Annotated in this window: 19 protein-coding genes; 15 read left to right on the forward strand and 4 right to left on the reverse strand. The window is 47.3% G+C overall.

The features are described 5' to 3' along the window. Positions 1 to 13: 13 nt before the first annotated feature. From DXD78_RS03990 to DXD78_RS04040, 11 genes are all read left to right on the forward strand, one after another. Positions 14 to 1,591 carry a RagB/SusD family nutrient uptake outer membrane protein gene (locus tag DXD78_RS03990; RefSeq protein WP_009037458.1) on the forward strand — a complete coding sequence of 526 codons (1,578 nt, stop codon included), beginning with the start codon at positions 14 to 16 and terminating at the stop codon, positions 1,589 to 1,591. An 84-nt stretch (positions 1,592 to 1,675) separates the two neighbouring features. Then, positions 1,676 to 4,318, forward strand: a complete 2,643-nt coding sequence (locus DXD78_RS03995; RefSeq protein WP_009037457.1) for a family 43 glycosylhydrolase — start codon at positions 1,676 to 1,678, stop codon at positions 4,316 to 4,318. A gap of 244 nt (positions 4,319 to 4,562) precedes the next feature. Further along, entirely contained in the window at positions 4,563 to 5,531 is a 969-nt protein-coding gene (locus tag DXD78_RS04000; RefSeq protein ID WP_005826146.1) for a glycoside hydrolase family 43 protein, read from the forward strand. 3 nt (positions 5,532 to 5,534) lie between these two features. Further along, positions 5,535 to 6,509, forward strand: coding sequence for a glycoside hydrolase family 43 protein (locus DXD78_RS04005; RefSeq protein WP_009037456.1), 975 nt, complete (start codon positions 5,535 to 5,537; stop codon positions 6,507 to 6,509). 14 nt (positions 6,510 to 6,523) lie between these two features. After that, positions 6,524 to 7,540 carry a family 43 glycosylhydrolase gene (locus DXD78_RS04010; RefSeq protein WP_009037455.1) on the forward strand — a complete coding sequence of 339 codons (1,017 nt, stop codon included), beginning with the start codon at positions 6,524 to 6,526 and terminating at the stop codon, positions 7,538 to 7,540. A 5-nt stretch (positions 7,541 to 7,545) separates the two neighbouring features. Then, positions 7,546 to 10,272: a glycoside hydrolase family 78 protein gene (locus DXD78_RS04015; RefSeq protein ID WP_034529187.1), complete on the forward strand. Its 2,727-nt coding sequence runs from the start codon at positions 7,546 to 7,548 to the stop codon at positions 10,270 to 10,272. A 33-nt stretch (positions 10,273 to 10,305) separates the two neighbouring features. Further along, positions 10,306 to 12,336, forward strand: a complete 2,031-nt coding sequence (locus tag DXD78_RS04020) for a hypothetical protein (RefSeq protein WP_009037453.1) — start codon at positions 10,306 to 10,308, stop codon at positions 12,334 to 12,336. Positions 12,337 to 12,365: 29 nt separating this feature from the next. Then, complete coding sequence (locus tag DXD78_RS04025) at positions 12,366 to 13,502, forward strand: aldose epimerase family protein (RefSeq protein ID WP_009037452.1); 1,137 nt, start codon at positions 12,366 to 12,368, stop codon at positions 13,500 to 13,502. Between the two features lie 69 nt (positions 13,503 to 13,571). Then, the gene (locus DXD78_RS04030; protein ID WP_016272137.1) at positions 13,572 to 15,002 is read left to right on the forward strand and encodes a C10 family peptidase; all 1,431 of its coding nucleotides are present in this window, start codon (positions 13,572 to 13,574) and stop codon (positions 15,000 to 15,002) included. A 6-nt stretch (positions 15,003 to 15,008) separates the two neighbouring features. Beyond that, complete coding sequence (locus DXD78_RS04035) at positions 15,009 to 15,536, forward strand: hypothetical protein (protein WP_008662148.1); 528 nt, start codon at positions 15,009 to 15,011, stop codon at positions 15,534 to 15,536. 128 nt (positions 15,537 to 15,664) lie between these two features. Further along, positions 15,665 to 16,204, forward strand: coding sequence for a hypothetical protein (locus DXD78_RS04040; RefSeq protein ID WP_009037451.1), 540 nt, complete (start codon positions 15,665 to 15,667; stop codon positions 16,202 to 16,204). Between the two features lie 71 nt (positions 16,205 to 16,275). Here the strand turns inward: DXD78_RS04040 and ybeY are convergent, their stop codons facing one another. The 3 genes from ybeY to DXD78_RS04055 form a co-directional block, all read right to left on the reverse strand. Further along, positions 16,276 to 16,689, reverse strand: a complete 414-nt coding sequence (ybeY, locus tag DXD78_RS04045; RefSeq protein WP_005826129.1) for an rRNA maturation RNase YbeY — start codon at positions 16,687 to 16,689, stop codon at positions 16,276 to 16,278. Between the two features lie 67 nt (positions 16,690 to 16,756). Next, positions 16,757 to 17,989, reverse strand: a complete 1,233-nt coding sequence (locus DXD78_RS04050) for a nucleoside recognition domain-containing protein (RefSeq protein WP_009037450.1) — start codon at positions 17,987 to 17,989, stop codon at positions 16,757 to 16,759. A 24-nt stretch (positions 17,990 to 18,013) separates the two neighbouring features. Beyond that, positions 18,014 to 19,018 carry a M28 family metallopeptidase gene (locus DXD78_RS04055; protein WP_009037449.1) on the reverse strand — a complete coding sequence of 335 codons (1,005 nt, stop codon included), beginning with the start codon at positions 19,016 to 19,018 and terminating at the stop codon, positions 18,014 to 18,016. 131 nt (positions 19,019 to 19,149) lie between these two features. Between DXD78_RS04055 and DXD78_RS04060 the strand changes: the two genes are divergently transcribed. After that, entirely contained in the window at positions 19,150 to 19,917 is a 768-nt protein-coding gene (locus tag DXD78_RS04060) for a DNA alkylation repair protein (protein ID WP_009037448.1), read from the forward strand. 178 nt (positions 19,918 to 20,095) lie between these two features. Here the strand turns inward: DXD78_RS04060 and DXD78_RS04065 are convergent, their stop codons facing one another. After that, a complete protein-coding gene (locus tag DXD78_RS04065) occupies positions 20,096 to 20,530 on the reverse strand; it encodes a DUF6078 family protein (RefSeq protein WP_005833904.1) in 435 nt (144 codons plus the stop codon). A 299-nt stretch (positions 20,531 to 20,829) separates the two neighbouring features. On the opposite strand from DXD78_RS04065, the gene DXD78_RS04070 reads away from it, so the two are divergent. From DXD78_RS04070 to ruvB, 3 genes are read left to right on the forward strand one after another with little or no spacing between them, the layout of a single operon-like run. Continuing rightward, a complete protein-coding gene (locus DXD78_RS04070; protein WP_009037447.1) occupies positions 20,830 to 21,909 on the forward strand; it encodes an ATP/GTP-binding protein in 1,080 nt (359 codons plus the stop codon). 3 nt (positions 21,910 to 21,912) lie between these two features. Further along, positions 21,913 to 22,560, forward strand: a complete 648-nt coding sequence (locus DXD78_RS04075) for a DUF3226 domain-containing protein (RefSeq protein ID WP_005833902.1) — start codon at positions 21,913 to 21,915, stop codon at positions 22,558 to 22,560. A 1-nt stretch (position 22,561) separates the two neighbouring features. After that, complete coding sequence (gene ruvB / locus DXD78_RS04080; RefSeq protein WP_034525480.1) at positions 22,562 to 23,599, forward strand: Holliday junction branch migration DNA helicase RuvB; 1,038 nt, start codon at positions 22,562 to 22,564, stop codon at positions 23,597 to 23,599. Positions 23,600 to 23,626: the final 27 nt, after the last annotated feature.

Consider the following 23,626-nt stretch of genomic DNA (forward strand, 5'->3'; position numbering starts at 1 on the left):
CAGCTTATAAATTATGAAAAAGATATATTATGGATTAATGCTTGCAGGTGCCTTGACCTTGTGCACCGGATGCAGTTCGAGTTTATTGGATATTGATAATCCCAATGAAGTAACTAATGATACTTATTGGAATAAGCCGGAAGATGCGACAGCCGGTGTCAATGCTTGTTATAGCTTCTTCTATAAGGAAGGCACTTGGATGCGTTGGCTTTCTTTCCGCTATGATTTGACTTCGGACGAAGGATGGAGTTCTTCTCCTTGGATTGAATTGGGCGACTGGACACGTTTTCTCTATAATAATTATAATTTTTATGAAGGCAACAACATACATTGGGAACATTTCTATGTAGGTATTTTCCGTTGTAATCAGGTGTTGGCTCATGTTCCTTCTATCGAAATGGATGAGACGACGAAAAACCAGGTACTGGCACAAGCTTCTTTCTTGCGTGCATTGTGGTATTTTCAGGTAAATTTGTTGTGGGACAAAGGAACTATGCCGTTGGAGCCTAAAGATGCTTCTTATATACCGGAAGATGCTTCCGAGCAGGAAATATGGGACCAGGTAGAGAAAGATTTGACTTTTGCCATGCAGTATCTGCCGGAATCTTGGGATGCTGCCAATCTGGGACGTGCTACCAAAGGTGCTGCCAAGGCATTGTTGGGCAAGGCTTATATGCAACAACATAAGTATGACAAGGCAAAGGAACAGTTGCAATGGCTGATTGATAAAGAGGGCTCTTTATACGGTCTTATCGCCAATCGTGAAGATAATTTCACTGACTTGGACGAGAACAACAAGGAAGGTATCTTTGAGATTCAGTTCGATGACCAGAACAAGGGTGGTACGGGTAATGATGCCAGTATGGCATTCGGTTTCCAGCGTACTCAGTTCTATGCTCCAAGTGGTATAGGTTGGGGAGATGGTAAGGCACGCCGCTGGTTGGTAGACGAGTTCTTGAAAGAGAAACGTGTGGATGGAAAGAATGACTTGCGCTTGTACGGCAGTATCCTTTATCGTGGATTTTCGCAAGACTTCCCCGACCAGCCGAAGAAATATTATGGATTTGAAAATGCCGATTGGAATGACAATTGGGGAACTGACCCGGAAGACTGCTATATCCGTAAATACAATACTTCTTACTATCGTAGTGCAGAAGATTATTTTGCCCGTAACAACTATCGTATCATGCGTTACGCAGATATCCTGATGAACTATGCAGAGTGTCTTGTTGAAACGGGTACTAATCCTGCCGATGCTGCTGTTTATGTGGACAAGGTGAGAGAACGTGCCGGTCTGGCCAAGTTGAAAGACAGTCAGTGGAAAGATTGCTTGAGCTCTAAAGATGCCTTTATCAAGCGTCTGCAGATGGAACGTACTTTGGAACTCTGTTTCGAAGGTTGGCGTTGGGCTGACTTGAAGCGCTGGGGATTACTTGATTCCCAGGCTGGAATTGATGAACTGAAAGCTCGTGACAAAGACTTTGACAACTTTATTGTTGGCAAGCACAGACGTCTGCCTATTCCAAGAGATGAGGTGGAAAACAGCACAGTAGGTGGTGTTGCACATCTTACTCAGAATCCTAACTATTAATAACTAAAGAAGGCTATGCCTGGAAGCCTGTTCTCATTTAGGATGCTTCCGGCATAGCCTTTTCTTTCTTAAATCTTATACCATATGCTTGTCTGTAAAAAACTACTATTACCATTCGCTTTTGCTTGCTGCGGCAGCTTGTTTGCGCAGAACATCCAGAATCCGGTACTTCCGGGAGTGGCGGATGCCGGCGTAATGAAATATAATGGCAAATATTATATTGGAGGGGTCCGTACAAACGGGGATTTCTATGTATCCGATGACCTGGTTCATTGGGGGAAACCTATCCATGTCGTATCCATGGACAATGACTGGACCAGAGGCAGCGGAGCCGGAGATGACCAGATTCATGCCAATGACATGTTCTATCTGAATGGAGATTTTCATTTATACTGGTCAGTCAATTATTGGGGGAAGGACAAGCATGCCGTTCACATTGTACATGCGCAGAGCAAAGATGTCTTGGGCGCTTATACAGAACCGAACAAGAAGACATGGATGGATAACCGTATCGACCCCAAAATATTCAGAGATGATGATGGACAACTATACATGTATATGGTACGTTTTACTGATGGAAATACCATATGGGGACGTAAAATGAAGAACCCGGCAGAATTTGCCGGCGAACCGGTGTGTCAGTTCGCCTCATTGCCGGATACATGGGAAACGATGGATAACAGAGTAGCGGAGGGACCGTGGGTCATGAAGTATAGAGACCGCTACTATATGATGTATAATGCCAACCACACCTCTACAGAGTGGGGCAATTATCAGTTGGGAGTTGCTGAGGCAGACTCTCCTTTAGGTTTTCAAAATGGTAATAAATATAGCTATCCGGTTGTAGGCTGCAATCAGACACAACTGGAGGAGAAGCAAGTGGATTTATTGCGGTATGGCCGCACGTATGAGCCGTTGTTTGCTTATACGGAGAGCAAGCCGGAGGGCGACTGGACAAAAGTGACCTACGATGACTCCGGCTGGGCGAGGGGGGAGACCGGCTTTTCGTCCCGTGAAGTGAAAGGTTCCACAACCCGGCATCTGGGTACTTGGTGGAATACGCCCTCCCTATGGTTGCGAAAGACTTTCTCTGCCGGTAGCGAAACCGGCAATCTGGCACTGCGTGTCGCTCACGACGGAGATACCCGGATTTATCTGAACGGAACAATTGTCTACGAGAAGCAGGGGCGTGATTATTGTATCGTGAACCTGGACAAGAAGCTGCGTGCTGCTTTGAAGGAAGGCACGAATCTGCTTGCCGTAGAAACAAACAAGGGACGTTCGCAATTCTTCGACGTTTCTCTGTTCGATATGAAAGACGGCATTGCCGACGATATTCTGATGACTCCCGGCCAGCCCAATATCCTGAGAGGCCCCAACGGATTTGAATGGTGGCTGATTTATATGGCAAACAAGAACAATGAGCATCGGGGACAATATATCAACCGTGTCCAGTTCTTCGACAAGACGTTGTTTGTGGATGGTATCACCGGCCCCCGCACGGCAGGTTATCATCCCGAACCTTCGATGCCTACCTTTGCGGGTAAAGGCGAGACAGCTTCGTTCGGTGTGTTGCAACAAGTACAGCCGTCCGTGGCTTACTTGTTCGAGACGGGAGTCAAGACCGAGGGTGGAGCCGGCGTCATTGCCTGGTGGAAGGATGCAGATAACTGTGCCTATGTAGGTTTGGATGCCGAGAACCGGAGCTGGTACCTGCGTACACTTGTCGGCGGTAAAGAAAATAAGGAATCCTATGCCCTGCCTGAAGATTTCCGTTGGGGTGTGTACCATCATCTGCGCATTGAGCGTAATGGTGGCTGTCTGAAGATTTGGCTGGATGAGATTCCCGCACCGGGAAAACATGTCTTTGCAGAGGCTCTTCCGGCGGAAGAAGCGGGTGTTCCCGGAGTATTTGACGAGACAAAGTCTGCCTTGTTCGAAGGGGCTACCTATACCATCGGCTTCGATGATGTGCATTTCCAGCTTTCGGGGAATGAGGAGTTGTTGAAGGGCGATTTCTTGAACGATTATGAATTCAGCTTCCAGTTGTCCGGCTTGTCCGGACAAGACAAGGCAGGAAGCTATCCGGTTTATGTGGATAAGGATAACTATGTGAAGGCTCAGTTCGATGGCATCACCCGTATGCTTGAGGTGACAGCCGTGAAGAAAGGGAAAACTGCCTGGAAGAAGGAATTCCCGTTGGGATGCCTGCAAACGCTCTATCCGGATGTGAAGTATACCGACTTCATTGAGAAAGGTTATCGTTTTGCCGCACCTGCATGGTTGGATACACTTTACCTGAATCGTCACGAAGCAGGCAATAAATCCGAATTTGCGGATGACATGTTCGGCAAGTTCGACATAGAATACCTGAATGGCGGCGAATGGCATCCGATAGAAAACAAAGATAGGGGGATAGCAGAACATCCTGCATATAATTATTGTACCTTTACTCCGGTAAAGGCAGAAGGCATCCGCTTCATCAACAAAGAGGCGGAGGATTTGGAACGCCATATCTATAAGATAGGTGTACATGAATTGTGGAAGGAATCCTATAATTTTCGTGCCGTGCGTCGTGCAGACAAGCTGTATCTGTTTGTCGACGGCAGGGAGCTGGGAGCTTTGGATATACGCTACCCTGCATCCCGCATCGGATTCTGTTCGGAGGGCGGCTCTCCGGTTTATAGTGGTACGTTGTATTATCATGTAGGGCAGAGGCGCGATTAGACGCGATCGTGGGATGTGCCGTTCCGTATATATGTAATGAAAGATGTATATAGAAGCCGGTGTTTGTATTTCCTTGTGAATCAGTGTGATGGACTGGGGTGATTCAGTATACGACTGAATGTATTTCAGTATACGATTGAATAGGATTCAGTATACGACTGAATAGGGTTCAATATACGGGTGTAACGGAACATCTTCTTGAAAGTAAATATTTATCATCATAACAATTGTTTAAGAAAGAATCATGAAAAAGAATTTTATATGTATGTATCTGTTTCTGTTGGCCACGCTGGCTTCCTGCCAGTCCTGCTCTTCAGACTATAAGGATGTGGACGATATTGTTGTCGAAGGAGTTGAAACGCCGGTGCTTTTGGGCGACCCGTTCATCATGTTGCACGATGGCACTTACTATGCCTATGGCACCCATGCGGATGACGGCATCGAAGTCTATACCTCCGATGATTTGAAGACTTGGAAGTATAAGGGCATGGCGCTCCAGAAGAAGGATGTCTGGGCCGACCGCTGGTTCTGGGCACCGGAGGTCTACGAAGTGAACGGGAAGTTCTATATGTATTACTCGGCAGACGAGCATATCTGTGTGGCAACAGCAGACTCACCTGCAGGACCATTTACCCAAAGTAAGAAGGAACCGATGATTGCCGATGAGAAATGCATTGACAACTCTCTGTTCATTGATGATGACGGCACGCCTTATCTCTTCTTCGACCGTTTCAACGACGGGCTCAACATCTGGGTGGCCGAATTGGAGAAAGACCTCATGACTATCAAGAAGGAGACCATGCACCCTTGCATCCACGTCTCTCAGGCATGGGAGGAAGTGTGGCCCCGCGTGAATGAAGGTCCGTTTGTCATCAAGCACAACGGACTCTACTATATGACCTATTCCGCCAACAGCTATGAGAGTCCTTTCTACGGCATAGGTTGCGCCACAGCTACCGATTTGATGGGTACCTGGACCAAATACGAGGAGAATCCCTTGCTGCAGAAACCCGGAGAACTGGTTGGGGTGGGGCACAGTGCCACCTTCACCGACAAGGCGGGCAAGCTTCGTATCGTTTTCCATGCCCATAAGGACAAGAGTAGCATCCATCCGCGCGCCATGTACATCAGTGACGTTTCTTTCGAGAAAGTGGACGGTGTGGACCGCATGAGAATCAGCAAGGACTATATGACACCCAAAATAGTAAAATAAGAGATGGATATGAAGAAGAATTATATATTGCTGCTGTTGCTTTGTCTTTGCTTTGCAGGCTGCAAGGAGAAGACGGTTGTAGAATCAGACTATCTGCCGATTGCCGACCCTTACGTAATGCTTTACGACGGCAAGTATTATGCTTACGGCACTGGAGGTACGGTGGAGGGGGAGGGCTTTGCCTGCTTCTCTTCCGATGACCTGAAAAGCTGGACGCGTGAAGGCCAGGCATTGTCGGCTGCCGACTCCTACGGCACGTGGGGATTCTGGGCACCGGAAGTCTACTACATCGGGTCGAAGAAGAAGTTCTATCTGTTCTATTCCACCGAAGAGCATATCTGCGTGGCAACGGCAGATGCTCCCCAAGGTCCGTTTCGTCAGGAGGTGAAGCAGCCGATATGGGATGAGAAGAGTATCGATACCTCTCTCTTCATCGACGATGACGGCACGCCTTACCTCTATTTCGTGCGTTTCACGGATGGCAACGTCATCTGGGTGGCAGAGATGAACGATGACCTGACCGGCATCAAGCAGGAGACGCTGACGGAGTGCATCAAGGTGGGAGAGCCTTGGGAGCTTTCGCAGGACAAGCCCGCCAGGGTTGCCGAAGGTCCTTCCGTCTTGAAGAAAGAGGGTGTATATTACCTGGTTTATTCGGCCAATCACTTTGAAAGCAAGAACTACGGTGTGGGCTACGCCACTTCGGACAGCCCGATGGGACCGTGGAAGAAATACGAGGGAAACCCTATTCTGCAACGTGCCGACGGCTTGACGGGCACCGGACACGGAGCGCCCTTCCGCTGCAAGGACGGCAGTTGGAAGTATATTTTCCATGCACACTGGGATTCTACGAAGGTACAGCCGCGCACTTCGTACATCAAGGATTTTGCCATTTCCGACCGGGGAACGGTTTCCATCGGCGGCACTCTTGTCTGTCCGCAGGTATTGGGCGGCGTATCATCTGAAAAAGTAAAATGAAAAAAATACATAGTATGAAAAAGTTTCTTGTATTATCGGTGTTATGCTGCCTGATAGCATGCTCCTCGTCATCGGCCACAAAGGAAGACAAACCGGGTGAACAGCCGAATGAACAACCGAAGAATGTCTACCGCAATCCGGTGATAAACTACAGTTTGCCCGACCCTTCTGTGATAAAGGGCGGTGACGGCTACTACTATCTGTATGCCACCGAGGACATACGCAATCTGCCGATTCACCGTTCCAGGAATCTGGTGGATTGGGAATATGTAGGTACTGCCTTTACCGACCGTACCCGGCCTGATTTTGAGCCGAACGGCGGTTTGTGGGCACCGGACATCAACAAGATAGGTGATAAATACGTGCTCTACTATTCCATGTCCGTCTGGGGAGGCGAGTGGACTTGCGGCATCGGTTGTGCTGTTGCCGATAAACCGGACGGGCCTTTCAAGGACCACGGGAAGATGTTCCGCAGCGATGAAATCAATGTGCAGAATTCCATCGACCCTTTCTACATAGAGGAGGGAGGGAAGAAATATCTTTTCTGGGGTAGCTTCCGTGGAATCTATGCGGTTGAGCTGTCCGATGACGGTCTTTCCCTGAAGGAAGGCGCCACACCGCAGCAAGTGGCGGGAACCGCTTACGAGGGTACTTATATCCATAAGAAAGACGGACATTACTACTTCTTTGCTTCCATAGGAAGTTGTTGTGAGGGGTTGAAGAGTACTTACACTACTGTTGTAGGCCGTTCAGATAATCTTTTCGGCCCCTATGTCAACAAGAATGGCGGTAGCATGATGGATAACAAGCACGAAGTGCTGATTCAGAAAAGCAATTCCTTTGTGGGTACCGGCCATAACTCCGAGATTGTGACGGACAATGCCGGCAATGACTGGTTCTTCTATCATGCGGTGAGCACAAAGAAGCCTGAAGGCCGTGTATTGATGTTGGATAAGATTAGCTGGGAAGACGGATGGCCGACGGTAGAAGGCTCCGTTGCATCCACGGAAGCGGAGAAACCGAAATTTTGACAAGTATGAAGAAATCTATTTTAATCTCCTTGTTGGCCCTATTGATGATGGGCTGTCAAGTATCGGGTGGCAGTTCCTTGAAAGTGGAGGAAACCACTGTTGAAATGCGGAAGAATCCCGAAGGAGTAGCTGTATCGGCTCCCCGTTTCTCATGGCAACTGGTAACCGGCAAGCAGGATGTGATGCAGACTGCTTATCAGATTGAAGTGGCGGACTCGGACAAGGGTTTGCAGACCGGCTCCGGGCTGGTATGGAACAGTGGTCGTGTGGAGTCTGGCCAATCGGTGCTGGTGAAATATGCAGGGGCGCCTTTGGAGTCGGGACAGAAATATTATTGGCGTGTCACGGTATGGACAAATACCGGTGACAAAGCGCAAAGCAATGTCCGGCACTGGTCAATGTCCTTGCTGGACAGTTCGGACTGGAAAGCCGGCTGGATTGGACTGAACGACAGTACAAACTTGAAACTGGACGGTGAACGGACCATCCTTCCGGCACGTTATCTGAGGAAGGAGTTTGATTTGCCGTCACAGCCGAAGCGTGCAGTCCTTTATGTTTCGGGAGTAGGCTCTTCCGTATGCTATATGAATGGCGAGAGGATTGGAAACGATGTATTCGGTCCTTTGCCTACCTGGTACGATGCTTCTGTATCTTATCTGACCTATGATGTCACCCCCTTGTTGAAGTCCGGTACCAATGCGATAGGCGTGGCTCTGGGCAACGGCCGCTATCTTTCCATGCGCGCCAATGGGATGGTAGGTTTTGGTTTGCCCCGTCTCATGGCGCAGTTGAATATAGAGTACGACAATGGTGAGACGGTGTCGGTAGTCAGCGATGATTCCTGGAAAGCGACGAACCACGGTCCTATAACTGCGAACAACGAATTTGATGGTGAACATTACGATGCCCGCTTGGAATTGGGTAAATGGACGGAAAGCGGCTATGATGATTCCGGATGGCAGTTGGCCGAACGGATGGAGGCTCCCAAAGGAAAACTTGTGGCACAGCTTTCTCCGAGTCTGAAGGTGATGGAGGAGATAAAGCCAATATCCGTTAAATCGGTAGGTGATGGAAGATATATCGTGGATATGGGGCAGAATATGGTAGGAATACAGCAGGTGAAACTGCGTGGCAAGAAGGACAAGCCCATTACTATGCGTTTTGCCGAAGTGCTGAAGGACAATGGTACGGAACTGTATCTTGACAACCTGCGCAGTGCCCTTGTCACGGATATTTATACTCCTGCCGCTGACGGTGAGTTTGTTTGGGAACCGTTGTTTGTTTACCATGGTTTCCGTTTTATGGAAATATCCGGTTTGGACTATGAACCGGCAGCGGATGATTTCACCGGTAAGGTGGTGTATGATGAAATGGCAACGAACGGTACGTTCGAGACTTCCGAGGAGTTGATTAACAGACTTCACAAGAATGCCTATTGGGGAATCCGTGGAAACTATCGCGGTATGCCTACCGACTGTCCCCAGCGTGATGAACGTCTTGGATGGCTGGGCGACCGCACTACCGGTGCCTATGGTGAAAGTTTCATTTTCGGCAATGCCTTGATGTATAAGAAGTGGCTGGTGGATATAGAAGAGTCCATGAATGAAAATGGAAGTATCTCTGTGGTATCTCCCCGTTACTGGACCATCTTCCATGATGACGTGACTTGGCCGGCTGCCTATTTTTACGTAGCCGACATGCTTTACCGCCAGTTTGGCGATGATAGCTCCATCAAAGAGCGTTATCCGTCCATGAAGCGTTGGGTAAACCACATGACGGAGACCAAAATGAAGGACTATATTCTGGTGAAGGATGAATACGGGGATTGGTGCATGCCTCCCGAGTCGCCGGAGCTGATTCATTCGGAGGACCCTGCCCGTAAGACGAACGGTGAAGTGTTGAGTACAACGGTGTTTTACAGTATTCTGCAACTGATGGAGAAGTTCGCGCAAATGAACGGACTTCCGGCAGATGCTGAAGAGTATGCAGCACTTGCCATTAAGGTCAAGGACGCTTATAACAAGAAATTCTTCAATACTGAGGCTGCACAGTATGACAACAATACGGTGACGGCAAACCTGCTTTCCCTCAGACTGGGTCTGGTTCCCGACGGATATGAAGATAAAGTATTTGCCAATGTCGTGGAGAAGACGGAAAAAGACTGTAAGGGACATGTCAGTGCCGGTGTGCTTGGCATCCAGCATCTGATGCGCGGACTTACCGAGTACGGCGGACTGGAACTTGCCTATAAGATAGTGACCAATGACACTTATCCCTCATGGGGTTACATGATTAAGAAGGGTGCAACCACCATTTGGGAATTATGGAACGGTGACACGGCAAATCCGGCGATGAATTCAAGAAACCATGTGATGCTTTTGGGAGACCTGCTGATATGGTTCTATGAGGACCTTGCCGGTATAAAGAATGCTCCTGCTTCCGTCGGGTTCAAGCAGATTCTGATGGAACCGGTATTCCCGGAAAAACTGAATTATGTGAATGCTTCGCATGTATCGCCTTATGGCAGAATAGGAAGTTCCTGGAAACGTGACGGCAATAAGCTGGAGTGGAACGTTGAGATTCCCGCCAATACAACCGCTACGGTCAAGCTGCCGCTTGACTTCCATGTACAGGTAGATGCCGGTCAGGCGGGGATTCATTCCGTGGAGGAGGCTGACGGTAAGCTGGTAGTCGAATTGGGCTCCGGCAAGTATGTATTCATGTCTGAATGATATTTTTCTAACAACAATAAAACAGATGTAACTATGAGACTAAAAAGATTGTTTTTGGGGGTAATGCTTTTGGCAGGCATTACGGGTGCAGGAGCGGCAAATGTTGCTCCGGAAGACATCTCTGCTTCTATTTCCTTGAAAGTGCCGGGGAATGATGCCAAGCAATATCCGCTGGCCTTGCAGAAGATGCAGGATGGTATGTACAGCTGCCGGGCTTCGGAAACGTTGCCGTTGGACATCATCCGCCAGGTGGTGGACAAGGATGGCAAACAGCGCATTACCGTCACACTCAAGGCGCTGGAAAATGTGTATTTCAACTACGGGGAACAGATAAAGACCGGTTACAAGCATTCGGACTGCCAGTTCTACATGCCGGGCTTCTGGTATCGCCGCAACCTGCGTTCGCCGAAGGAAGCTCCTTCTTTCCACACATCGGACAGTTGGCTGGTGCGTGAGGACCGTTTGAGCACTCCGCTGACGGCAGCTTTCAATCCGGCAAGCGGTACGTCCATGTCGGTTATCCGTATTGACAAGTTCGACAAGGAAGCTTTGACCACTCATAAGGAGGGAGAGGTAATCTTGTCCGGCGAGACTTCCATCGGATATACCGGTTTCTGCAATGTGGATGGTGTGACTGTCTTGGCATACGGTTTCCCCTATAAGGAAGCACCGAAGACATATATCCGCAAATTGACGCTGGCTCCTGCCGTTGAGGCTTTCCAGTTGCTGCGTAAGGGCGACAGCATCTCCATGACTTGGGAGGTGTCCGAAAGGAATGCTGCCGATTTCTCGGAATGCGTACAGCGCACCTGGGAGTATTGTTATGACACTAACCGCCCGAAACCGGTTGACACACCTTACACGGTAGACCGCATGAAGGAGGTGATGAGCAACTTCTTTGTGGAAAGCTATGCCAGCAATACCCCCACTCATTATTACTCCGGTGTAGAGTTGGAGACTGCTACTTGTGCCAATACCGATGTTGCCGAAGTGGGCTTTGTGGGACGTACGTTGCTGAACGCTTTCAATGCTTTGGAGTATGGCAAACAGCAGAACCGCCAAGACCTGGTGGACAATGCCAACCATATCTTTGACACTTATCTCCAGAACGGTTTTTCGCCTGCCGGTTTCTTCAACGAAGTGGTGCACTACAACCGCGGCTTTAAGGAAACCAGACATAGCATCCGCCGTCAGTCCGAGGGAGTATATGCCATCTTGAACTATTTGAACTATGAGAAACAGCAGAAGCGTAAACACCCCGAATGGGAGAAACGCATCAAGGGCATGCTGGACAGCTTCCTCAAGTTGCAGAACGAGGACGGCAGCTTCCCGCGCAAGTTCAAGGATGATTTCTCTATCGTGGATGCCAGCGGCGGTAGCACGCCTTCGGCAACATTGCCTTTGGTGATGGCGTCCAAGTATTTCAAGGACAAACGTTATCTGGCAAGCGCCAAGCGTACGGTAGACTATCTGGAGAAGGAACTGATATCCAAAGCCGATTATTTCTCTTCTACGCTGGATGCCAACTGCGAGGACAAGGAAGCCTCCTTGTATGCTGCTACGGCTGCTTATTATCTGGCTTTGGTTACCAAAGGAGAAGAGCGTGCACACTATGCCGGTCTGGCAAAGAAAGCCGCTTATTTTGCCTTGTCATGGTATTATACTTGGGATGTTCCTTTTGCCGAAGGTCAGATGCTGGGAGATATCGGCTTGAAAACCCGTGGTTGGGGAAATGTGTCGGTAGAGAATAACCATATCGATGTATTTATCTTCGAATTTGCCGATGTGCTGCATTGGCTCTCCAAGGAGTACAACGAGCCGCGCTTCTCTGACTTTGCCGAGGTGATTTCCACTTCCATGCGCCAGTTACTGCCGTATGAAGGACACATGTGCGGCATTGCCAAAGTAGGCTATTACCCGGAAGTGGTGCAGCATACCAATTGGGACTACGGACGTAACGGAAAGGGATATTACAACAATATCTTCGCTCCGGGCTGGACGGTCGCTTCTTTGTGGGAGCTGTTCACTCCGGGACGTGCGGAGCAGTTCTTGTTGAAAAAATGATAGTCTAAACAGTAACCAATATTGTATTTATGAATAAGATGATGACTTTGTTGGCAAGCGTGATGCTATTGGCATCGGCTTGCACGGGCAAGCAGGCGAGTGAAAAGACTGCTTCTGGACTGGAACCTGCGAACTTCCGTACGGAAGTGGATGGCAAGCAGACAGACTTGTTTGTTTTGGAGAATAAGAATGGTATGGAAGTTTGTATTACGAATTTCGGTGGACGTATTGTATCAGTGATGGTGCCGGACAAGGATGGCGTTATGCGTGATGTGGTGCTGGGCTTCGATTCCATTCAGGACTACATCAAGTTCCCTTCGGATTTCGGCGCTACCATCGGACGTTATGCCAACCGTATCAATCAGGGTAAGATTACAGTGGATGGGGTAGAGTATCAGCTGCCGCGCAACAATTACGGTCATTGCCTGCATGGAGGTCCCAAGGGATACCAATATCAAGTGTTCGATGCCCGCCAGTTGAGCAGTCAGGTTCTGGAACTGACTTATCTGTCGAAAGACGGAGAGGAGGGCTTCCCGGGTAACCTGACCTGCAAGGTCACTTTCTCGCTGACAGATGACGATGCCATCGACATTCGTTACAGTGCCGAAACAGACCGTACCACTGTTGTCAATATGACGAACCATTCTTACTTCAATCTGGATGGCGATCCCTCCAAGTCCAATTCGGATTATCTGCTTACCATCGATGCAGATGCCTATACTCCCGTGGACAGTACCTTCATGACTACCGGTGAGATAGCTTCCGTAGAAGGTACGGATATGGATTTCCGCACTCCTACAGCCATTGGCGCCCGCATTGACAATGACTTTGAGCAATTGAAGAACGGCAAGGGCTATGACCATAACTGGGTACTCAATACGAAGGGTGACATCACCCACCCGTGTGCCACCCTCGAATCTCTCTCAACGGGTATTGTGCTTGATGTCTATACCAACGAACCGGGCATTCAGATTTATGCCGGTAACTTCCTGGATGGCACACTGACCGGAAAGAAAGGTATCGTGTACGGTCATCGTGCGTCCGTCTGTTTGGAGACGCAGAAATATCCCGATACGCCCAACAAGCCGGAATGGCCTTCGGCGTTGCTGAAGCCGGGAGAAAAGTATGACAGTCATTGCATCTATCGCTTTTCGGTGAAGAAATAAATATAAGGCAGGCGTAGCCTGCCTTATATTTATAATAATCTCTTTTGTTAACTTTAAAAATTAATGCGTATGAAAAAGTATTTATTGTATGCTTGGATTGTATCAGCATTTTGTTCATGCAGTGAGAATAGCATGGAACCCCTTCCTATAGAAGTGGATGCTGATTGTGTAGACATTGTAAATGATGAAAGCTTTGTGCCGGTTAGTCAAGCCACAGAGGTGGCCGGCTTGTTTTTAGCTGCTAATGGTAAAGATGCGGTGACAACAAGAAATGGCTCTATTGAGCCAGATGCCTTTTCTGGTAAAACAGTAAAAGATATTAAGACGGTTTACGGTGAAGACAATACGCCTTCTATGTATATAATAAATTATGAAGGCGGTGGTTTTGTTATAGTAGGTGCTACCAAGAATTACTATCCGATTCTGGCATATTCAGATACTAACTCTATCAATATAGAAAAAGCTAAGCAGAGTGGCTTTTCTATTTGGATGGATGAAACAAATTGGGCTATTAAGGAAAGCGATATGCAAAATGCCGAGACTTTGGCAAATATGCGCTCTATGTGGGAGGCTTACGAAATACTGCCTGCCACAACACGTGATGCTACTTCTGATCATTATAGTGATGGGACAATGTTTCGTGAAAGGTTAGGCGAATTGTATACTTTGTGTCCGGGATATTCGTTTGGTCCTTTAAGTTCTGCAAGATCTTTTCTCTCACAATCAGATTATGAAAGTCTTGTAGAAAAGGCTAATTTTTATGGTTCTCCTCTTGAGTTTACAATAGTAGGATATAATAGTAATAACAGAAAAGTTGGGCCTTTGATGAATACAAAATGGGGGCAGGAGGGAGGATATAGTGCATTATGTCCGAATGAATATCCTGCTGGCTGTGTTGCCATTGCTATGGCTCAGATTGAGAAGTATCATGAATGGCCTCAATCCTTTGACTGGAGCGGTATGGCTAATGATAGACCGACTTCTGCATCTCAATCTCTAATAGCGATGATTGGTAAAGCCGTGAATATGGAATATGGTAAAGACGAATCTGGAGCTTCCTTAGGTGATGCCAAAAGAGGTTTTGAGGCAATGGGGTATGCAGTATCTAAAAAGGATCATGACATGTGGGATGTAGAAAGTGAAATCTATTTTAGAGGACGTCCTGTATATATGACAGGTGACAGGAAAAATTTTATCGGAATAACTTGGAAAGGGCATGCATGGGTTTGTGATGGTGCGGAAGAATATGGAAGTTCCTATAGCTATTTTGTGGAGTATCTTGTAAACCGTTCTACAAATCCAAGTTATTCAAGTTGTGGATTCCCTAATTATATGAATCCCACTACTACTTCTTTTGGTTCTGGTCGCATATATTTTCATATGAACTGGGGGTGGTATGGCACTGGTAATGGCTGGTTTAGTGGAAATAATGTGAATCCTACAGATGATAGGAACTATCAATACGACAGAGAAAATCTGTATGTTTCACCCTTAAAATGACGCATTATGAGAAGAGTATATATCTATTCATTGTTATTGTTTGCGATATGCTTTGCCGGTTGTGAACATAAATTGGACTCTTACCCGCCTCATCTCTATAGATACTATTTAGCATTCATAGATAAATCGGGTAATGATTTGCTTGCAGATGTACCATTTGAAATAAACAGCGAGAGGGATTCTGTTTTATTACGCGGAACTTATACTTTTGAGTTTATCAAATCAACGGAAGATGATTATTTTGATACCAAATCATTAATATTAGGAAAGGTAAGTGGCTATCAATCGCTACGCATTGATGTCTGCATGGAAGACTGGTATGGGCATAAGAAGCCGGAAGTCCTTACTCATAAACTTGCCTGTAAGCATATATTCGGTGATGAGAAAGTACATACGATTGTTTCTTATTGGAAGTTTGATACTGATTATCGGGAGGCAGAACTTATCCGTCTTACAATAGATGATGTGGAGAGTCCGATTCTTGAAGGTTTTGACAAATTTTATCCTCAAGCTCTTGTTAGCTTAGATAAATAGAGAGTATCTTATGTTTTTTATATGGACGATATAATGGTTGGTATACAGCTTATGATGTTAGTCCTATAGAAGATAGATTTATCAATATGATAGAGTAAGTTTGTATGTTTCACTTCAGAAAATATATTATGAGAAATTTTAGATTTTTGTTATTGACTGCTTTATTCCCTTTGATTTTCATGGGTTGCAAAAGTGAGGAAGACTCTTATCCTCCTATTCATTATGGATACAATTTAGCATTTGTCGATGAAAATGGCAATGATTTGATTGAGGGAATGCAAACCGGTCTTGGAAGAAATGGTAAGCCTGCTTTGAGAGAGAAAGATTACTCCTATAAATTGGTAGAACCCGATTCTAAAGATGACTTTACCGGACCGGACTGTATCTATGTGGAAAGCAGGGACGGACTTTTTACTTTGGCAATCTTTGATGCATTATGGGATGGATATAAATATGACAAGAAGCCTGAAGTGTTGACACGTACCTTTGTTTGCCCCTATATCTTTGGTGACGAAGAGGAACATTCCATTATTTCCCATTGGAAGTATAATGATGGTTATGGCAGTGTTGAACTTATTAGAATAACTATAGATGGTGTGGATGCCCGCATCGAATCAGGAACAGACAAATATCAACAACCGTTAGTTATCGCTGTGTTGGCAAAGTAACTTGTTTTTCTTAAATACTCTGTCTTGGTAAAATCAGCACTTTATCAAGACAGAGTTTTTATTCTTTGGAATTACCGCATCGCCAGCGCCTTATTCTCCGCCTCCTCCATAATCTCCCGTTCTCCCGGCCCTTTGTCATTGATGCCGCAAAGGTGGAGGATGCCGTGGATGATGACCCGGTACAGTTCACGTTCGTAGTTGTTATCGGCGAACTGTTCCGCATTGGTGCGTACGGTATCGAGGCTGATGAAGAGGTCACCGCTAAGGCGGTTGCCTTCACAGTAGTCGAAAGTGATGATATCTGTGTAATAATCGTGTTGCAGATATTGGCGGTTCACTTCGAGTATCTTCTCGTCCGAGCAGAAGATGTAGGCGATTTCACCGACTCTTTTTCCGTAAGTGGCGGCTACGGATTTTATCCATTCCGTGGTTTCACGCTTCTTGATGGATGGCATTTCCACGCCGTCTGTCTGATAACTAATCATTTTATTTACGATTTAATGATTTACGATGTACGATTGAAATTACGTTCTTGCGATTAAGCTAGTTCTTTTAAAAGAAGAATAAGTAACTGATGATGATGGCTGCAATGATGCCGGAAAAATCGGCAATCAGCCCACACGTCACGGCATTCCTCGTTTTGGTGATACCTACGCTGCCGAAATACACAGCAAGGATATAGAACGTAGTATCCGAAGCACCGCGTGCCACGCAGCTCATACGGCTGACGAATGAATCGGGACCATATTGCTTCATGGTGTCAATCATCAGTCCGTTGGCACCGCTGCCGCTCAGTGACTTCATCAGGGCAGTGGGTAGGGCACCTACAAAGCTGGTATCTACACCGAATAGTCCTACTACATAACCGATACCGTTCACCAGTATATCCATGGCGCCGGAAGTACGGAAAACGGCGATTCCAACGAGGAAGGCAACCAGATAGGGAATGATGCGTACAGCGGTGGTGAAGCCTTCTTTGGCCCCTTCGATGAAGGCATCGTATACATTGATTTTCTTCCATAGCCCCCAGAGGATGAACAGCAGGATGATGGAGAACAGCAGTATGTTGGCAATTAAAGTGGAATATACACCCATTTCATCACGGCTAATCTGTGTGAACAGATAAATGAGCGCGGCAAAGAAAAGACTGATGCAGCCAATCAGGATAAGTATGGGCTTGTTCAGCAGGTTGATGCGTTGTGCAATGCTGACGGCAATGACACCGACAATGGTCGAGATGGCGGTCGTTATCAGTGTGGGGATAAAGATGTCCGTGGGTTGGGCGGCACCCATCTGCGAGCGATACATCATGATGCTGACGGGGATAAGTATCAGTCCCGAGGTGTTGAGGACAAGGAACATTACCATCGGATTGGTGGCAGTATCCTTTTTAGGGTTCAGTTCTTGGAGTTCCTTCATGGCTTTCAGTCCCATCGGAGTAGCGGCATTGTCCAGCCCCAGCATGTTGGCAGAGAGATTCATGAAAATGGAGCCCATGGCAGGATGTCCTTTCGGTATTTCGGGAAAAAGGCGGCAGAATACCGGACTCAGCCAACGGGAGAGGGCGTTGATCATGCCGCTGTTTTCGCCTATCTTCATCACGCCGAGCCAGAGGGCGAGTATTCCCGTCAGTCCCAGGGATATTTCAAAAGCTGTTTTGGAAGAGGAGAAGGTGGAGTTGACGAGTTCTGTGAATATCTCCACATCACCCATAAAAATGAGTTTGCAGAGGGCTACGATGAATGCGATGACGAAAAATGCTACCCAGATGTAATTTAAAACCATGTATCGTTACTTTGTTCTAATGGATTAATATTTGTTTTCGTTGGCAAGATTCCAGGCGTTGAGGAAAGCTGCTTTGGTTATTTCTATCATTTTTTCCCAGTTCAGCCGGTCGGGGTGGTCCGAAGGCTGGTGGTAATCGGGATGTCCGTCTGTGTGGTACCAGATGATGGGGATGTTGCACAGGGCAAAAGAAGCATTGTCACTTCCTCCCGTGGGGCGGTCCCAGGCGCGGTAGTCCGGTTGCAGGCGCAAGCTGTAGCGTGCAATGTCCTGCTTCAGCCAGTCGCCGAATACGGGGTGGGCGGCGGTGTAGAAGTAGACAACGTGTTGAGGCTGCTCGGGCTTATTGTTACGGCCTATCATGTCGAAATTGAGATAACCTTTCACCTGGCTGATGAAAGGACAGCTTTGTACAAAGTATTTTGAGCCGAGCAATCCCTTTTCTTCCCCATCCCAAAAGGCAAAGATGACCGTGCGCAGAGGCTTCTGTCCAGTGGCAAGAAATGCACGGGCTATCTGCAGGACGGCAGAGACACCGGAGGCATTGTCGTCTGCACCGTTGTATATCCGGTCGTTTGCCAGCGTCTCGTCCACACCCAGATGGTCGAAGTGGGCACCTACGATGACATATTCATCCGATCGTTCTCCCGGGATGGTTCCCAATACATTACTCATCTGCAGGATGCGGTGGACGCCTTGTTTAAGGATGGCGATGGAGTCGGGATGCACTTGCCACCGTCCCCGTTGTTGGCGTTCCTTGTTGTAAGCCTCGAAGGGCTGGTAATAATTGTCCTTTTCCAGCGGGGCAATGCCGGCTTCTTTCAGGCAGGATGCCAGATAGCGGGCAGCCAGTCGTGAACCGTGCATGCCTGCTTCGCGTCCTTGCAGCTCATCATCGGCCAGAAAGCCGACAATAGCCTTGGCTGAAGTGCGGCTGATGCTTTGCAACCCCTTTTCTTGTGGAGATTGTGCATGTAAGGATAGTGCGAAAGAAAGGCAGCAGATTGCTCCCAAAACAGCTTTATACATGTCGTACGGTTTTAAGGATTGGACATACCGGTTGCAAAATTAAAGATAACTTTCCATAGTTTCTATATAAATGTTGTATTTTTGTCCATTGGTGGATGAATTCAAATCCGTGTAAATCAAATGAGAGAAGGATGAAAAAGAAGAATGAAGCAGTGGAAACCGTCTTGTGCGAACGTGTGCTTTCGGCAGAAGAAGTGGCGTGCATCTCGGTACAGATTCAGCAGGAATTGGAGGCGTATATCGACCCGGTGAAAAGGGAGTATCTTCCCCGTTTCTTCAAGACCGGAAAGGGGCAGTATGGCGAGGGGGATAAGTTTCTGGGAGTGGTGGTACCCAACACCCGGCAGGTGGCAAAGCAGCACAAGCACGAACCTTTTGGGGTAATGGCAGCCTTGCTTCAGAGTGAATGGCACGAGTGTCGCCTTTGTGCCTTGCTGATGTTGGTGGAGCGATTCAAAAAGAGCGATGAAAAGGGGAAAAAGGAGATTTATGACTTTTACCTTTCGCAAACGGGCCGTATCAATAATTGGGATTTGGTCGATTTGTCTGCCCCCGGCATTGTGGGCGAATATTTGAAAGACAAACTTCGTAAAGACCTCTACCGGCTGGCGGATAGTCCGCTGCTTTGGGACCAGCGCATTGCTGTGGTATCTACCTATACTCTTATCAAAAATGGTGATTTCATCGATATATTAGCCCTTTCGGAACGGCTGCTCCATCATAAGCATGACTTGATGCAAAAGGCGGTAGGATGGATGCTCCGGGAGATGGGTAAGCGGGACAAGGACTTGCTGGTACAATTCTTGGAGAAGTATTGCAGGACGATGCCGCGAACGATGTTGCGCTATGCCATAGAGAAGTTTCCGGAGGAGGAGCGCAAGGAGTTTATGAAGCGCTGATGGGGAATGAAAATCGTTAAACTGTATTTTGCTCTTCTTGCCAACAAGTTGACAAGTTTTTGCCACCTTATTGGCAAGACTTTGCCACCGCGTTGGCAAACTTTTGCCATAGGCATGGCAAAGTTTTGCCAAAGGTGAGGCAAAGAGTTGGCAAAATTAGTCTCTGATGGTCAGTGCGTTACCAAAGGTAGCCTTCTGCGTAACTATCAAATTCTGTAGCCATGCCGGCATCCAGATGTCTGAAGACGTTCAGTACGGATTGTTGCTCTTCGGGGAGCAGCAGGCGTTCGCCTTTGCGGGCGCGGTAGTAGGTACGTTGGCCGAAGCCGGCTATCAGGTTGGCGATGGCGATTCCCCGCTTGTTGTAGGGTAGGCTGTTCAGCATGTTCATGAAGCCTTTGGCGTAGCGCGCCTTCTGACTGGAGCGGTAGAAGGGGCATTCCCCTTTGACGGTGGCAAGGCGTTTGGGGCTGATGATTTTCCAGTAATCCTTTTCGGTAGGCATGCTCTGCATGGCGAGCTGGCGGAGGCAGGTGGCAGCCTTGGGGCATTGACCGTTGAGGCATAAGGGGTAGTCGAAGGGGACTTGGGTAAAGGATATTTCTTCTTTCATAAGTAGCGTGTTCTATGCATTGTGCTTTCAGCAGGGGTAGATTTGGTTTGCTGTCAGTAAATGGCTGGTTATTTTACACAAATGTAGGAAGAAAGTGTGAACCTGCAAATATATTTCAAGTATATATCTTGCTACTTCTATCGTTTTTTTCTGTAATTTGCCTCCGGGCAGCATAATATTCCGTTGTATGGAGCGTGCCAGGCATGCCATACGCCTTTTACTTATGTGAAAAAAGAAAGGGGATGAGTGCTATCTCAAAATAAATTCGTTATTTTGCAGTAGACAAAAAGCTTTGGAGTATGAAGTCATTGTATATCAAGAACTATAAGAACCTAAGAGAGCTGTCTATTGATTCGCTTGCTCGGGTCAATTTGATAGTAGGGTGCAACAATGTAGGTAAATCTACGTTGCTGGAAGCTGTTTCCATTTATTTGGCAAACGGGAATGACGAATGGCTGAAAACGATTTTGGATTTCAGAGGGGAAATGGTGAATGTAGATTTCGCTAAAGGGGATGTGGATTTCAGCCAAGTATTGTCGGAGCATTACAGCTCCTTGTTTTCCGGGCGTAAGATGGATTTCAGGAATGCCACGGCTATTTCCATTGGCGAACAGAGTGACCTACTGAATATCAAACTTGTACATATAGCCGAGGAACAGAGGGGAGGGACAATTGTACGTTGGGTCTATAATGATGACGATGCTGATTCGGGCGAACACTTATTTCGTTACATAGGTGATGGTTTGAGTGTGGTTTCAGGCTCGAATGCCCCTATGCTAATACCTTTCTTTCGACGTGGCTTTCCGGGCAATGTAAAGGACAGAGTTCCGTTTGAGTACGTATTGGCGCAAGACTTTCATCTTAGAAAAAATGTATTGCTTTTCGACCGTATCTCTCTATCCGATAGAGAAGGTTATGTTTTGGATGCCCTGCGCATCATCGAACCAAGTATTGACCGGCTGAACTTCTTGAATGAGAATGAATATTCCAATAGGCGTGTCCCTTTTGTCACTTTGAAAGATACGGGCGAGCGTGTCCGTTTGAGTTCGATGGGTGACGGCATTAACCGGATTCTTACTGTAATTCTTGCGTTGGTCAATTGCAAAGGTGGCGTCTTCTTGCTGGATGAGTTTGAAACGGGGCTTCACTATACGGTACAGACCCAATTGTGGAGAGTTATCTTCATGCTTTCCGAAAAACTGAATGTCCAGGTATTTGCCACTTCGCATAGTCACGATTGTATCAATAGTTTTATAGCTGTGAACCGGGGAGGTCAGATAATTCGCTTAGACAACCGGGGAGGAGAGATCGTTGCTGTGAACTATAGCGATGACAAGGAGATGGAATTTATAGCACAAAATGGTGTTGAAATACGATAGGATATGAGTAAATTAAGCAAGAGCTTGCCCTATCATTTGTTCGTTGAAGGGAAAAATGACCTTCATGTAGTTTCGTCTTTATGCGGACTACATCATGTGAATCAGAATTTCAATATCAAAGTTTGTGAGAGTGTAGAGAACGCAATCGGGCTGTTCAGGCTGACACTTACTAATCCATCGGCATATCCTCGTATCGGTGTTGTGCTGGATGCTGATACTGATGTGGAAAAACGCTGGAGGCAATTGGTTGATATTTTGAAATCCAGTAATAAATATGACTGTGATGGCTTAGATTTGCCTTCTGACGGACTGGTCTTGTATCCGTTGAATGACTATGACGCTGTAGTAGGTATTTGGATTATGCCCAATAATCGTTTTGAGGGGATGTTGGAGGATTTTGCATTGAACATGATTCCGGCAGAAGACCTTTTGATTCGGAAAGTTGAAGTAGTGCTGTCAGAGTTGGAAGCAGAAGGGATACAACGCTACAAGCAAGTGCATCGCTCCAAGGCAAAAATACATACGTTCTTGGCATGGCAGGATGAACCGGGAAAGCCTATCGGACAAGCTATTACTGCTCGTATATTGAATCCGGATGCAGAAGAAGCAAAAGCTTTTATAGGATGGCTGAATAAGTTATATGATAGATAGTATGGAACAAGAAGATTTTGATATACGCAACCAGCAGCCCGTCACCAGCCGAGAACGTGATTTCGAGAACGCTCTCCGTCCGTTGAATTTTGAGGATTTCAGCGGGCAGGACAAGGTGGTGGACAATCTACGCATATTTGTGAAAGCTGCCCGCCTGCGTGGCGAGGCGCTGGACCATGTGTTGCTTCACGGCCCTCCCGGATTGGGAAAAACAACACTCAGCAATATCATAGCCAACGAACTGGGGGTAGGCTTCAAGATAACTTCCGGTCCGGTACTCGACAAGCCGGGGGATTTGGCGGGAGTGCTTACCAGCCTGGAGCCCAATGATGTACTTTTCATCGACGAAATACACCGGTTGAGCCCCGTAGTGGAGGAATATCTGTACTCAGCCATGGAGGACTACCGCATAGACATCATGATAGACAAAGGCCCTTCTGCCCGAAGCATACAGATTGATTTGAATCCTTTCACGCTGGTGGGAGCTACCACGCGTAGCGGTCTGTTGACAGCTCCGTTGCGTGCCCGTTTCGGTATCAACCTGCATCTGGAATATTACGATGATGATGTGTTGAGCGGCATTATCCGTCGTTCGTCCGGCATCCTCGATGTGCCTTGCTCCGTAAGGGCTGCCGCCGAGATTGCGAGCCGCAGCCGTGGCACACCGCGTATTGCCAATGCATTGCTGCGGCGTGTACGCGATTTTGCCCAAGTGAAAGGTTCGGGGAGTATCGATACGGAAATTGCACAGTTTGCCCTCGAAGCCCTGAATATCGACAAATACGGTCTGGATGAGATAGATAATAAGATACTCTGCACCATCATTGACAAGTTCAAAGGCGGCCCGGTGGGACTGACCACCATTGCCACCGCTTTGGGCGAAGATGCCGGCACGATAGAGGAAGTCTATGAACCGTTCTTGATAAAAGAGGGTTTCCTGAAACGTACCCCCCGTGGGCGTGAAGTGACGGAGCTTGCCTACAAGCATTTGGGGCGGAGTCTCTATAGTAGCCAGCGTACCTTGTTTGGCGACGAGTGATTCATTAATCACTAACCATTAATCATT

This window comes from Bacteroides sp. D20, assembly GCF_003436255.1.
GTDB classification, from domain to species: Bacteria; Bacteroidota; Bacteroidia; order Bacteroidales; family Bacteroidaceae; genus Bacteroides; species Bacteroides uniformis.